The 14,264-nt window shown below is 42.7% G+C and carries 10 protein-coding genes; 5 read left to right on the plus strand and 5 right to left on the minus strand.

The genetic code is table 11. The annotated features are described in order from the left end of the window. Positions 1-121 precede the first annotated feature (121 nt). Together QR722_RS16780 and QR722_RS16785 are read left to right on the plus strand one after the other, a co-directional pair. Positions 122-445 carry a hypothetical protein gene (locus QR722_RS16780; protein ID WP_286284099.1) on the plus strand — a complete coding sequence of 108 codons (324 nt, stop codon included), beginning with the start codon at positions 122-124 and terminating at the stop codon, positions 443-445. A gap of 275 nt (positions 446-720) precedes the next feature. Beyond that, a complete protein-coding gene (locus QR722_RS16785; RefSeq protein WP_286284100.1) occupies positions 721-1,740 on the plus strand; it encodes a LacI family DNA-binding transcriptional regulator in 1,020 nt (339 codons plus the stop codon). Between the two features lie 4 nt (positions 1,741-1,744). Here QR722_RS16785 and QR722_RS16790 read toward each other — a convergent pair whose 3' ends face one another. From QR722_RS16790 to QR722_RS16810, 5 genes are all read right to left on the minus strand, one after another. Next, on the minus strand, positions 1,745-2,938 hold the full coding sequence (locus tag QR722_RS16790; protein ID WP_286284101.1) for an MFS transporter: 1,194 nt from the start codon (positions 2,936-2,938) through the stop codon (positions 1,745-1,747). 138 nt (positions 2,939-3,076) lie between these two features. Next, positions 3,077-4,642, minus strand: a complete 1,566-nt coding sequence (locus tag QR722_RS16795; RefSeq protein ID WP_286284102.1) for a sodium/sugar symporter — start codon at positions 4,640-4,642, stop codon at positions 3,077-3,079. Positions 4,643-4,745: 103 nt separating this feature from the next. Further along, positions 4,746-7,067, minus strand: coding sequence for a beta-glucosidase BglX (bglX, locus tag QR722_RS16800; RefSeq protein WP_286284103.1), 2,322 nt, complete (start codon positions 7,065-7,067; stop codon positions 4,746-4,748). Positions 7,068-7,112: 45 nt separating this feature from the next. Further along, complete coding sequence (locus tag QR722_RS16805; RefSeq protein ID WP_286284104.1) at positions 7,113-8,732, minus strand: glucoamylase family protein; 1,620 nt, start codon at positions 8,730-8,732, stop codon at positions 7,113-7,115. 111 nt (positions 8,733-8,843) lie between these two features. Then, a complete protein-coding gene (locus tag QR722_RS16810) occupies positions 8,844-11,831 on the minus strand; it encodes a TonB-dependent receptor (protein ID WP_286284105.1) in 2,988 nt (995 codons plus the stop codon). 420 nt (positions 11,832-12,251) lie between these two features. Between QR722_RS16810 and fldB the strand changes: the two genes are divergently transcribed. From fldB to QR722_RS16825, 3 genes are all read left to right on the plus strand, one after another. Then, on the plus strand, positions 12,252-12,794 hold the full coding sequence (gene fldB, locus QR722_RS16815; protein ID WP_286284106.1) for a flavodoxin FldB: 543 nt from the start codon (positions 12,252-12,254) through the stop codon (positions 12,792-12,794). 10 nt (positions 12,795-12,804) lie between these two features. Beyond that, positions 12,805-13,593 (plus strand): CLCA_X family protein, encoded by a 789-nt coding sequence (locus QR722_RS16820; RefSeq protein ID WP_286284107.1) that lies wholly within the window; start codon positions 12,805-12,807, stop codon positions 13,591-13,593. Positions 13,594-13,786: 193 nt separating this feature from the next. After that, positions 13,787-14,197, plus strand: coding sequence for an ExbD/TolR family protein (locus tag QR722_RS16825; protein WP_286284108.1), 411 nt, complete (start codon positions 13,787-13,789; stop codon positions 14,195-14,197). The last annotated feature ends 67 nt before the right edge of the window (positions 14,198-14,264 follow it).

Genomic DNA, 14,264 nt, shown 5'->3' on the forward strand with positions numbered 1-14,264 from the left:
GCAAAGATAATGTCTTATAATTTCAAAAGGATAATTATTTTGTAATCTGACAAGACGGCAAGAGTTGAATTCGATACTATACTTTAGTCTAGTTCAACTATTAACCGTGCTTTTATATTAAGTGAATATACAGAATTTTATTAACCTCAAGTCCAAACAACTCGCCTATTTCGTGCGTGCTTATTGGTCAAACAGGATCCCGTATCTGGAAGTAGATCTCTATTTTTGGGATACCTTGGAAGAGTGGACGACGATCAAGAAAACCGATCACGAACCCTATAGTCAGAAAGAGCGCGTATTTTGGCATCTACTCCATCAATTACACTTCTGGCCAGAGCACAAATTGCTTAAAGACCCCTACCTTCGCGATGAATTAGAGACCTGTTTAGAATATCTTGAGGGCGCCGGTCAATATCCTCTAGATTGTGTCGGTATTCGCCCCTAACCTCCCGCTTTTATGATCTAAAATCTAGTCGACGAAAACCACCAGAAAATCCTAACATTACGCAAAAATGTTCTGTTCTTTATTAAATGAAGATAAGATTATATCTGCATGGCTGTATTAATCTGCAAGCTCATTTTAAACTATGTATAACCCAACAAGATGCATCTGATATCGACTCAATTAAACTTGATTATTTACATATGAATTGGTGAATCACATTTATCCAAATGTTATAGTGACTGCCTAGAAAGTCATTTTAATTGGATAAATAATTTGTGGCCAAATTAAATGTAAATGACATTGCATTAATTGCCGGCGTCAGTAATGCTACGGTTTCCAGAGCATTTAGAGAACCCGAAAAAGTTTCACAAAAAACCCGCGACAAGGTAATGACAGCGGCAAATAATCTTGGTTTTACGCCAAGTCGTTTAGGCGCTAGTTTAAAGCAAGGTCGAACGTTTAATATTGTTGTGCTGGTTCCGGATATTACTAATCCCTATTTTTCCCCGGTTGTCCGTTCTATGGAAAAAACCGCAAATTCTCGCGGCTATTCCGTCTTGTTAGGTGACACCCTCGACTCACCAGAATTAGAGAAGTCATACGCTAAAATGGTCGAGTCCAAACAAGCCGATGGTATCATCATTAATTCCGAACGATTCCCATTTGAATTGAATTCTAATCGAGACTTGCCGCCAGTGGTGAGTGTTTCTGAATTGGTCAAAAACGAGGATATTTACCGAGTGGGTGTCGACAACATCGCTATTGGTAAATTAGCCACATCCCACCTGTTAGGGTTAGGTCATACCAAGATCGCCGTGGTCAGCGGGACTAAAAATCTGCAAAGCTGTAATGAACGTTTGGCTGGTTATCAATTGGCACTAGAAGAAGCAGGAATAGAATACGATCCGAAGCTAGTTTACTACGCAGAATATTCTGCAGAAACCGGTGCACAAGCCGCTAAACAGATTGTCACTGACTATCCAGATGTTTCGGCCATTTTTAGTTTTGGCGATTTAATGTCCATCGGCGTTCTGCATATGCTTTATAAATTGGGCTATAAAGTCCCTGATAAAATTTCGGTGGTCAGTGTAGACGACATTGCTCTGGCACCATTTTGTACTCCACCGCTCACAACTATTGCTCAGCCAATGGACAAAATTGGCGAGTTATCCATGTCCACATTAATCGACTTAATAGAGAAAAAAACGCCGCAAAATAAGCTCTCTATTTTGCCGCACAAACTGGTGCGTCGTGAAAGCACAACTCAATACCAAAAGCCTAAGGATGATGATTAGCTCCCTAATCAATAAGCCTTATTGAACAATCTCTTTTGTTAATCCACCAACCCGCTATCAATACCGATAAACCAGCGATGGTGGCCGAAAAAATAAAGGTATTTGCTGGATTGGATGCCCAAATATAGCCACTCACGACTGAACCAATAGCCGTCCCTCCGCCTAAGCAAAGAGTGCAATAAATCACAATGCCTCGCTCTTGATGTTGATCTGAAAATTGTTGTCGAATCAACTCCAATACTGATGAATGAGTAGCGCTGTACGTAAAGGCATGAAATAACTGGGCAAGTATTAAGACTGGAAGCAATTCAACAAAAAATGCAATGAGCAACCATCGAACAGCGGTAGCCGCCAGACTAAGTATTAGCAGTTTATCGGCGCCAAGTTTGGCGATTAACCCATAAGCAAACAAAAACATAATGACTTCGGCGATAACCGCAACTGACCATAAATTTCCGGTCATTTCTAAACCTATACCATGCTCTTGTAAATACAAACTAAAAAAGCCTATATAGGCCCCTTGACTGATTTGTGACAGGAAAATAGCCACAAATAAGCCTGCACTACCACTGCGTTTAATAATATTGAAATAGTTAATGCTCTCAGTAGGCTTTTCTACATAGTCTCGATTGGGCACGGTTTGTGTGCTGATCAGCATCAGCAACATAAAAAACGTCAGCATCAATGGAAAGTTGCCAATAGAAAAGTAATCCAAAGCTAAGCCAAGACTTGAAACAGAAACCACAAAACCAATCGAGCCCCATAATCGAATTTGCCCATAGTGATGGGAAAAAGTCCCTAAATGAGACAAGGTTAGGGATTCAACTAGAGGGTTTATGCCCTGCCAACAAAAACTCAGCGCAAAAATAAATAATGATGTAGCTACAAAGCTATTGATCTCAAACAGGCTAAACGAACATATAAAGGCCAAGACAATACCTAGCCGTATGACCTTTATCGAATTCTTGACCCTATGATTCAACTTTTGCCAAAAGAACGGCGCGACAATATTAGACAGCAGCAACAACGCGCTACTGATACCGATTTCGCTGCTAGTTTGCCCAAGGGAATCCAGATATAGGCCCCAGTATGGTAATACCAGCCCTAATACCACGCAATTGAAGAAGTACACACTGGATAGCCGCCAGTAGGGTAAGTTGTGTACTTTGAGCAACAAAAAATCTAATCTTGCTGTCATATTGAAGGCAGGCAGTATGGCTTGATGTGCATGCGCAAAAATTGATTATTCATAGGCTTACCCATGGCGAGTTTATGCTAAGACTAAGTTAAGCCACCTTGCAGATCAATTAAGTTAGCTAACTTAGTCTTTATCTATTTACCACCAAGTAGAATACAGACCTATTAATATCAATATGACAGCGACTGAGGCTAGATTAAAACTCGTCGAAGTGTTGAAATTGATGTCGTTTAAATCAATCGCATTAGGGTGTGGGCCTGTACTTTCTCGCAAGGACACTATAATGGCAATCGCAGCACAGAGTAAAAATACCAAGCCGATTCGATCCATAAAGGGCAGTTCTGGCCAGAATATTTTCAATACAAGTGACAGTGCAGCGGATGATATTGCTGCGATTAGCGCAGCATTTGCAGTGGTCTTTTTCCAAAAGATACCTAAGGCAAAGATGACCACAATACCTGGAGTAAAGAATCCGGTAAATTCCTGAATATATTGAAAAGCTTGATCGAATTTGCCGAGTAGAGGCTGAGCAATCAACACTGCAATAGTCATTGCTAAGATGGCCACGCTGCGACCTATAATCACCAACCTATGCTCACTGGCTTCTGGGTTTATCAAAGGCTTATAAATATCCATTGTAAAGATGGTGGATATACTATTGGTCATTGAGCTTAAGGATGAAGCTATGGCTGCAATGAGCGCAGCAAAAACAATGCCCAGCAAACCACTAGGTACGAGTTTCATCATCTCTGGAAAGGCTTCATCGGGACGCGTTAATTCCGGTGCCAAAACCACTGCAGCAATGCCTGGTACAACAACGATCAATGGCATCAATAACTTCAGGCAAGCACCGAAAACGATGCCCTTTTGCGCTTCTTTTAAATTCTTAGCCGCTAGCGCCCGTTGCGTGATGTATTGGTTAAAACCCCAGTAAGAGAAATTCATCACCCACATTCCACCGATCAATACAGAAATGCCAGGCAAGCTCATATAATGAGGATTATCGGGACTTAGAATCAAATCAAACTTCTCAGGTACGGCAGTTAATAAGGTTTGAAATCCGCTCCAAATCCCCGCGCCGTCTGCAATTTTATCCAAGGATAAATACGATACCAGCAAACCGCCAAATACCAATAACACCACTTGGATGATGTCAGTCAGTGCCACTGCCTTTAGGCCGCCGTATATGGAATAAGCCACTGAGAACAAGGCTAAGAATACTAAGCAATGAGTAATCGCTAAGCCGGTAATGGTATTGATGGCCAAAGCGCCTAAGTAGAGCACTGAAGTTAAGTTAACTAAAACGTAAACGCCCAACCAAAACACCGCCGTCACTAACCTTACTCTGGAATCAAAACGTTGCTCCAAAAACTGCGGCATGGTGTAGATGTTCTTTTTCAGGAAGACCGGAATGAAATACTTACCAACCAACAATAAGGTTATGGCAGCCATCCATTCATAAGCCGCGATCCCTAAGCCTAAGGCATAGCCAGAGCCGGACATACCAATGATTTGCTCAGCGGAAATATTTGCGGCGATTAACGACGCCCCTATTGCCCACCACGGCAGCGATTTACTTGCCATAAAATAGTCAGCGCTGTTTTTTTCATGTCCCGGCTTTTCCCGCGACACCCAATACCCCAAGCCAATCAATCCGGTACAATAAAACGCGATAATGGCGAGATCTAAAGTGGATAAGATCATTAAATATCCTCACTACAATGGAGTGCTGTGGTTCAGCAGCTCCCAAGTTTAAACATAGGCTTAACAAAAATTGTTTTTGCCATTGGTAAAAAGATGACCTATATCACAAGTCGCTATTAGCACTTAAGGTGAATTCACTTTTTTGCAGGTTATCGGAACTTGTACCGATAAATAAGTCAAACTCACCCGCTTCCGCGCCATAACTCATATCTTGACGATAAAAAGCTAAATCCTTAGCGCTGATGGTAAAGCTGACCGTTTTTGTTTCACCTTTGTTTAACCATATTTTTTCAAAGCCTTTCAACTGTTTGACCGGACGCGTGACCGAACCCACTCTATCACGGATGTAAAGTTGCACCACTTCTTCACCGTCATATTTACCCGAGTTAGTAACTTCTACGCTGGCCGTCAGGGACCCGTCACTTGCAAGAGTAGACTTGTCTAGGCTTATCGCGGAGTAAGCAAAAGTGGTGTAACTCAAACCATGACCAAAGGGATAAAGTGGCGTATTGGAGGAATCAATGTAGCGTGAAAGGTACTTCTGTTCAGCACTATCTTTACTGTAAGGACGCCCAGTATTTTTCATATTGTAGTACAAGGGTACTTGGCCGACGTTGCGGGGGAATGTAACGGGTAACTTACCCGACGGATTATAATCACCGAATAATACATCGGCTATCGCTGGCCCACCCATAGTACCCGGATACCATGCTTCCAATATGGAATCGACATTTTGATCGGCCCACTCTATTGTCATGGGGCGACCATTCATGAGTACCAAAATCATAGGTTTGCCCAGTGCTTTGAGCTGCTCCATCAACGCTTGTTGATTACCCGGCAAATCAAGCTTAGTTCGACTGGTGGCTTCGCCGGTCATGTCCCATTTTTCACCCATAGCCATAACTATCACATCAGCTTGTTTAGCAATTGTTATCGCGTGGCTAAAGCCTGAATCGTCTTGATTGTTAAACTCATAACTGGCCCCTTTGGCATACTGCACTTTAGCTGGCTCGCTGACTTTGGCCAAAATGCCGGATAACAAAGAGATGGGTTTTTCATAACGGTCTCCGGCAGCAGACCAACTGCCAATCAAGTCTTCCTTACTGTCGGCTAAGGGTCCGATTACCGCTATGTTCAATCCACTTTTGCTTAGGGGTAATAGTTGCTTGTCATTTTTCAGTAACACCATTGATTTACGTGCCACATCTTGCGCCGCCTGCAGATTCTCGTCTTTGTATATTTCGGCTTTTTCACGTTCTTCATTTGAATAACGATAAGGGTCTTCAAATAGGCCCAATCGATACTTCATTTCGAGCACGCGACGGGCGGCTTTATCGACTTGTTGCATTGAAACAAGACCTTGCTCGACTTGCTTGGCTAAATAGTCGAAATACACAGAACCTTGCATGTCCATATCGACACCGGCGTTGACGGCAAGCTCACCGGCTTTTTCATCATTTTCAGCGAAACCATGATTCACCATTTCATTGATAGAGGTGTAGTCTGTAACAACGAAACCCTCGAAACCCCATTCGGTACGTAATATGTCTTGAAGTAAATACTTATTTGCCGAAGCAGGCACACCGTTCAATTCATTAAAAGATGTCATAAAGCTTGCTGCACCCGCATCTACCGCGGCTTTAAATGGCGGCAAGTAGGTTTCTCTCAGTTCCCGGTCAGACATATCTGTGGTGTGATAATCTCTGCCCGCTTGGGCTTGTCCATAAGCGGCAAAATGCTTAGCCGTTGCTAGAACTGTATCAGGCTTGGATAAATCATCTCCTTGGAAGCCTTTAATGCGCGCTTGTGCAATTACGGTAGTCAGATAGACATCTTCTCCAGAGCCCTCAGAAATTCTACCCCAACGAGGGTCCCGAGCAACATCTACCATAGGCGCAAATGTCCAGTGAATTCCCTCTGCTGAGGCTTCTGCTGCAGCAACTTTCGCCGACAACTCAATTGCGTCAAGATCCCAACTAGCCGACTCACCTAAGGAGATCGGAAAAATGGTACGATGGCCATGAATTACATCATAGCCAAACAATAGTGGGATCCCTAAGCGAGTTTCTTCCACCGCCATTTTCTGTAATTTTCTAGTGTAGCTTGCGGTAAAAGCATTAAATACTGCGCCTACTTTGCCTTCTTTGATTTTATCCTGATAATCACCTCGAAGAGAGGGACCGGTAACATCCCAATCACTGGAGAACAGCGTCATTTGGCCAATCTTTTCTTCGAGAGTCATTTTGGCCATTAGCTCAGTAATAAAGGCGTCCATTTTCGCTTTATCGTCGTGCCAAAGGGTATTGGATACAGATGTCCGAGAGACATCCTTATTGGGAGTAGTAAGTGTGCGGTCTGCCTCAGAATTACAGCCGACAAGGGTAAAATGGCTAATGACAGCCATGGCCAATAAATATTTTTTCATGATGTGATCTGCTGCTTAATAAATAATTTAATACAAAAGGAAATTCTAGTGAGCGGAATTACTATCTACAGTAAATCCGAGTTTTGCTAAGCCTCGTTGGACATCTTTGTCTTGCATAAAGTGCTTCCACAAGAGTCCCGAGCGGTAATTCTCTATCATGGCCACTATCGGCCCCTGATCTATCGCGAGGTAAGTTTTTCTAACTTGCTTCTTAGGGTCGTCACTAACTGACAGATTAACCGCGTCGTAAAATCCCATCATGCCAAAGGCTTCTTTTCCATGCTTGTAGTACAAATTCCTGAGGACCTTCAGCGATTCTTTTGGCGTGTAGGGCATAGATGATAGTGCGCCTGTAGGATTGATGGTGCCTTGGTCTCTTTCACCAGGGGCGTGCGCTGAATAGCCATCTGGTAGCATGTCTCCGGCGGTAATACCCCAGAAATCCTCACCATAGCCAGTCCACCCCTTGGGATTATCGATAGCGTATGCGCGATTGATTAAGGCATGGTTTTTATTTTGCTGCCAGTAATCGGCATAGCGGTCACTTAAACCTCGAGGATCTAATCCAAGGTAGGAGTAATGGGCAAAAAACAAGGGGCCGCCTAATTCTTTCGCTGGCCCAAGGGGAAGCTGGTTGGCATAGAACCCTTGACCATTTTCAAAAGTTTGATGACCCGGTTCACCTGCAGCCCAGCCTTGATGATAAACATCGGCATCAATACTGTGAGTTGGAGAAGAGGCCGCAAGTATATAAACAATCAGTGCCTCGTTATAGCCACGAATATGGTGGTCCATTTTCCAGCCATGCTTCTTTGACCAATGCCAAGTCAGCACTTTCTCTGGCGTACCTAGTTCATAGCGAGTGTACCAATCCCATTGCATGCTCTCCCATAACTGAGTGATGTCTGCTCTTAATTGTTTTTCTGCGTCGTTGTCATTTGCAAAATATTGGCGAGCCGTTAGTAGACCTTGAATTAAAAATGCAGACTCAACAATATCACCACCGTCATCATATTTACTGAAATGAAAAACTTCTCCATCGCGATACCAATGCGCCCACATGCCGTGAAATGTTTCGGCTTGCTTTAACGATTCGGTTAATCTAAGTAATTGTTTTACGATTCTTTCACGGCTTGCCCAGCCGCGCTCCGCTCCGGTAATGAGTGCTAAAATGCCAAACCCAGTCCCGCCAGATGTAACTATATTTCCGTCGCCGTTGGGAATACGCTCTTTCGCCCACCCAGTGGCGGTTTCATCGTCAGGCCAAAAATAACGAAAAGTATAGGCCTGTACCATCTCTAATAATTCATCGTCAGTGAAAGTGTGTGTGGCTAAACTAATTTCGGCCAATTCAACTTCATCATCACCCTGTTGTAGAGTTAATTTGTACTTTAACGACAGATCACTGCCTAGTTCACCGACAAAATCAAGCAAGGCTGTGGCCTGCGTGGTGTGTCGCAGTTGCCATTTTTGTCCTGCTACTGAGACATAGATATTATAGGTAGCGTCTTGTTTTTGTGCCTTATCCCAGTGCAGTTCTACATGTTGGTCATAGGCCTGTCCGTTTAACACTGGTACCTCAGCGGCACTAGAAGTGTTGCTGAACATCGATATTAATAAAACAGCTATACCTATCAAAAAGGGATAATTTTTCAAAACTATCATTTGAATTCTCAGTCTCCGTAAATCACGAGCCTAATCAAACTGTTAGGCTCTAAAAGAAAAAAGTGCCATTTAAACTCCTCAACCGAGATTTAAATGGCACTGTAGTGCTATCTAGAAGTTATACCCTACGGATAATTTCAAGGTCCGAGTCGGCCCTACGATCACACCGTTATGAGCGCCGTTGTTGGCAGGAAGCTCTTCCCCCGCACCGCCAAACCAGTTATCAGAAACGCCGTAGTTTCGAGTGTTAAGCAGGTTCAATACGTCTAGACGAACATACATAGCGCCATCGCCAAGATTGAAATCTTTAGATAGAGACAGGTCAATTTGTCTATAGGCCCATTTTCCTATAGCAAAACTTTTTTCCTGTTGATAGCCAATGGAATATTTACAATCAGACCATCCCGCTCGACAATCAGTACCGTAAAATGGTGCTGCTGATTTAAGGGTAACTTTGGTCGCAAAGTTGATCTGCCAAGGTAGGTCATAGGTCAAACTTGCCACTAACACATGATCGCTTACTCCGGCAGATGCGTTGGTGCCAAAACCATCAATGGTCGGGTAATCCAATGAAAAGATTTCACCGTACTGGCGATTCTCGGTAGCATCAGTATAGGTATAAGTTAATGCCCCGCCCCAATTGGAATTGCGGGTATGTTCTTTATTCAATTTAAAGTGTACTGAGTCACGGTCTGACTCCAAACCATTGTTACCCAACAATAAGTGGCTCAAGCCGTCACCCGGGATATCATCTCCCCAAGGAACACCCCAAGTTGTGCCAGGCGCGAAAAAGGTTCCATCCGCTCGACGATTACCGATTTGATACATAAAGCCATCACGGGTTTCTACGCGAGTAAAACCAACTTCAGTGCTAAAGTCTTCAAAGGTGCTACGCACACCAATACTGTATTGATCCGCATAAGGCTGTTTAAGATTGTTATTCAACATAAACACTTCTCTGCTACCTGTCGCCGTGGGCTGATCCAGAGTGGTTAAGAAGTCTTCACTAAAGGGGATGCAAGGGGCATTACAGGGTTGCGAGTGATCACCGGAAAAGTAAACGGTACGCTTAGGGAAAGTCCCTTTGGTGGTTTCTAGTTGCAAGTTATCAAAACGGTTTCGATCGTAAGAACGACCATATCCACCAAACAACAAATGCATAGAGTCTTCAGTTAGCAAATAAGAAAAACCGATTCGAGGTTCCCACTGTGCATCGTTGCTGCTGCGCTCATTGCCAGTGCTTATGTAATCACTGATTTCATAATCAGCATTCTCGATATTTGACCAATTTGTTACCGCATCCACTACATCGTCGGGGGTGCGGTAATCGGTATAAAGTGGTGAGTCTTCAAAGCTCAAGCGTAAGCCTATATTCAATTCCAGACGGTCGGTGACGGCCCAATCATCCTGAATATAAAAACCCAACTGTTTGTTTTTTGATACCGCAGCACCATTACCGATTGAATCAAGTGCTTGTCCGTACTCTACTTTATAAGGTACAGCGGCCATAATTGTAGTGCTGTCCTCGGTGATGTCAGTAGCATCTAAAACATAATAGACTTGCGGATTGGCAGGATTTTTCTCAATAGCTGTCAGCTCTACCGCTTTATATTTAAAGCCCATTTTGATGGTATGCTCACCATTCCAAATGATGTCGGTGAGAGTTAAATCCTCTTTAATCGACCAGCCTTTTTGGCCTTTCTCTTGAAAGTCAGGTCCTGCGCCCAAGTTTATAATAGAACCTGAGATCTGATCATTGGTGCCAATAAAATATCTAGCACCTGCTCCCGACGTTCTAGCATGTGGGCTCCACACTGCATCTTCATAAGTAAAGGCTAAATTATTAGACCAAGAATCACCCCAATATTGATGATTCACGGTAAAACGTAAATCATCGTTTTCTTTATCAGTTCCGTATTCCTGAGTATTTTCGCCACCGATGCCGGTTACTTCTACTTCATCTCGATATTTAACGGATGCAGATAAATTTTGATCATCGTCGATGTTCCAATCCAACTTAGCAAAAAATAAATCTTCTTCGAATTTAGCCGTAGTGGCGCCAACATTTTGCGCTATGGCGTCTTGCAAGAATTGCGGGTAATTGTCGATCAGGTCCTGTCGATTCACTCTTATTTCACGCAAATCATCATTCTGTTTACGCTCATAGGTCGCAAAATAATGTAATTTATCTTCAATTATTGGGCCAGACAACCAGAAGCCGAATTGCTCTTGTTTGCTATCCGCTTTGTCGCCACTCATTTCTTCAATGGGAGTCTTTTCGCGCATGCCTGAATCGGTGTAATCATAAAACACCCCGCCATGTAATTCATTAGTACCTGACTTTGTTACCGCAGTTATAGCTGCACTGGAGACTTGATCAAACTCAGCTTTGTAATTAGACGAAATAATACGATACTCGCCAATCGCGGTTTGCGGGAAAGGATTACCACGGCTACTATCTTGGCCAGATATTCCACTCTTTAAGACATAGTCCTTTTGACCGATACCATCAATGAACACATTTACTGCACTGGCGGTCTGCGCTCCACTGGTGACACTAACACTGCCATCAGCTTGGCTTACACTTAAGTTTACTCCTGGGGCTTGGTCCGCAAAAGCTAAAAAGTTACGGTTTATTTGCGGTAGGCGTTCTATTTGGATGGCGGAGACACCTGTACCAACTTCAGAGCTCACATCAAAATTGTTGAAGTTTGCCACTACACTGATAACTTCAATGTCTTGTGCATTGGTAGAGGTCACAGAGTCATCCAGGTCCATTACTTTTGATTGACCAACCTGAATATTAAAAACTTCACTTTGGCGATTTGAATCACCAATTTGTATTTTGTAATTGCCGGGTTTTAAACCGGTCAAGGTGTAATTACCATTTTGATTGGTGGTGGCGTTTATTTTATTGCCATTATCAACGTTAATAATGGTGATATTGACACCCTCGTTAGCAGATTGACCCGCTAGGCTAACATGACCTTTAAGCGAAGAGTCTCCAACATTGGCACTAGCTACTTGGATTACACCTACTGTGCATCCTATGATGGCTGCGGCAATAAGGTTAGTTTTCTTTTTAAATTGAGTTCTCATAATTTACCCTAGCTGGTATAAAGATAACAAATTTATTACTTTTTGATGATATTTTGATAACAAATGTATACGTATACAATAAGAGCTGATAACTTCACTTGTCAAGTAATATCCGGTAATTCCAGAGTATTACCGCCAATCTGATAAATCTGCTATAAATTCCGGGAAAATAAGGTGGCAATGGTTAGTATTTTTCAACATCGCATTGTAGTTCTTTTTAAATTCGCTGTTATTGTGAGTCACAATTATCAGCGACCAATCCATTTCACGCCACTGCTTAATTGTAAGCGCTCGAGTAGATATTTTAAATGCTCGCGAACAGTTTGTTTTGATCAAATCCATAAAAAATATACGCCAACACTGGATCAATCTCGCCCATCCATAGACAATACCGACAAACGTAGTTGAATAGGCAAAATCATGTCTGAGAAATCTTTTTCAATTGGTCTATTTTATGGATCAACCACCTGCTATACCGAAATGGCTGCCGAAAAAATCCAGACCATATTAGACGACCTCTTTGCCGATAAAGTCGCGCAATTGTTTAATATCAAGGATGTTTCACTGCAAAAAACTGAGCAGTTCGATGTATTAATTTTTGGTATTTCTACTTGGGATTTTGGCGAACTGCAAGAAGACTGGGAGTCGAGTTGGGACGATATTAAGCAACTAAATTTAAAGGGCAAGACAGTGGCCCTGTTCGGCCTAGGAGATCAGCTTGGTTATGCCGACTGGTTTCAAGATGCTTTGGGAATGTTGCACGATGAATTAGCGGTGTTAGGCTGCGACATAATCGGTTACTGGCCGAATAGCGGTTACCAATTCACCCACTCCAAAGGCCTAACAGAAGACAAGAGTCACTTTGTGGGTTTATCTTTGGATGATGAAAATCAATATGATCAGTCCGAACAGCGGATCGAACTATGGTGTGAGCAATTGCTAAGTGAATTAGAAGATCATTAAGTAATAGCTCATGCCTGAACCCATACCTCGTATTCAGCGTCCTTTTTATCGCAATGGCAGCGAACATCGAAGTGGCGCAGATGTCAGCTTCGCGGACATCAATAAAATGTTCGGTTTTAAACGAGTTTCGGTGGGCAAATGGGTAACTAAAGAGGAACAGCAGATCGCTGCAAATTTGTTTTTCGATGCCTTTTGCGACCTGATGGATATTTTACACGTACCCGAACAAGTGATTTCCCTCAATGGTACTTTGTCCTTAGCGTTTGGTGTCGGCGGCCAAAAACACAGTAGCGCCCACTATGAAGTGCAAACCCGACAACTATGTTTAGCCAAGAATGCTGGAGGTGGCGCCCTTGCCCACGAATGGTTTCATGCATTCGACCACTATATTTGTCCGAAAATGTTTATCAACACCTCACGGCTTTCGTTTGCTTCCCAACTATGGCTTGAGGATGATCAGCAATATTCGCATCCGCTAAATGAGCGTTTAGCCGATTGGTTTGAGCACTTGTATTTAAACGAACAAGGCAATGAGCCGAGCGAATATGTCAGACTGAGTTCTCTTGCCGACAAATCTATGCAATTCTTTTACTACGCGCAACCACAAGAAATGGCAGCCCGTGCTTTTGAAGCAACAATTCAAGATCATCCGATCAAAAATGCATTTTTAGTTCAAGGCACTAAACTCAGCCCGGAAGCAAAGTTAGGGATTTATCCACTGGGGACTCATCGGACTATGGGAAATCAGCTAATATTGCGCTATTTTGACATTTTAGGAAGAGTCCTAGCTCCTCAGTAACTGGTAGTGCCAGTACGTATATTAATCGGATGGGTTATATTTTTCGCACTTTTGAGTTGTAATACTGCTACGACGGCTATTAAAACCGATTATTTGTACAAAATTGTAAATGAATTCGACATAACGCATTTACTCAGGGCCCAAAGTAATTCTATACTAGGGGAATTCACGATTTATAACTGTGGTTTTATTTATGAGAAAAAAGAAACACGGCTCGGCTGATGACGAAGCAGCAATCGACATGACACCAATGTTAGACATTGTTTTCATCATGTTGATATTCTTCATTGTGACAACTTCATTCGTTAAAGAGAAAGGTTTAATTGCTAATCGACCAAAAGCGCCGGACTCACCGCCGCCGCCAAGTAATGCTAAGACATTGGCTATTCGTATTGACCAAAATGGCACTATCGTCATGGACAATCGTGAAGTTGATATTCGTCGCGTAGTAGCAAACATCCAAAGCTTTTTAGCTGAAAACAATACTGACTCTGCTGCAATTCAGGCCCATCCTAAAACCAAACATGGTGTTGTGGTTGAAGTGATGAACCAAGCTAAAGAAGCAGGAATCGACAAAGTATCTATTTTGGTAAAAGAAGGCTAGCCCTGTTTACCGACTTGGATAAAATGAAAAGCCCTTACTTGTAAGGGCTTTTTTGTATCTAAATTTT

Source organism: Aliiglaciecola sp. LCG003 (assembly GCF_030316135.1).
Classification (GTDB): domain Bacteria; phylum Pseudomonadota; class Gammaproteobacteria; order Enterobacterales; family Alteromonadaceae; genus Aliiglaciecola.

Bases quoted from the DNA above. Each gene is read 5' to 3' on its own strand.
- QR722_RS16790 (WP_286284101.1), bottom strand. From the start codon at position 2,938: ATGACAGCAAGATTAGATTTTTTGTTGCTCAAAGTACACAACTTACCC.
- QR722_RS16795 (WP_286284102.1), bottom strand. From the start codon at position 4,642: ATGATCTTATCCACTTTAGATCTCGCCATTATCGCGTTTTATTGTACC.
- bglX (WP_286284103.1), bottom strand. From the start codon at position 7,067: ATGAAAAAATATTTATTGGCCATGGCTGTCATTAGCCATTTTACCCTT.
- QR722_RS16805 (WP_286284104.1), bottom strand. From the start codon at position 8,732: ATGATAGTTTTGAAAAATTATCCCTTTTTGATAGGTATAGCTGTTTTA.
- QR722_RS16810 (WP_286284105.1), bottom strand. From the start codon at position 11,831: ATGAGAACTCAATTTAAAAAGAAAACTAACCTTATTGCCGCAGCCATC.
- fldB (WP_286284106.1), top strand. From the start codon at position 12,252: ATGTCTGAGAAATCTTTTTCAATTGGTCTATTTTATGGATCAACCACC.
- QR722_RS16820 (WP_286284107.1), top strand. From the start codon at position 12,805: ATGCCTGAACCCATACCTCGTATTCAGCGTCCTTTTTATCGCAATGGC.
- QR722_RS16825 (WP_286284108.1), top strand. From the start codon at position 13,787: ATGAGAAAAAAGAAACACGGCTCGGCTGATGACGAAGCAGCAATCGAC.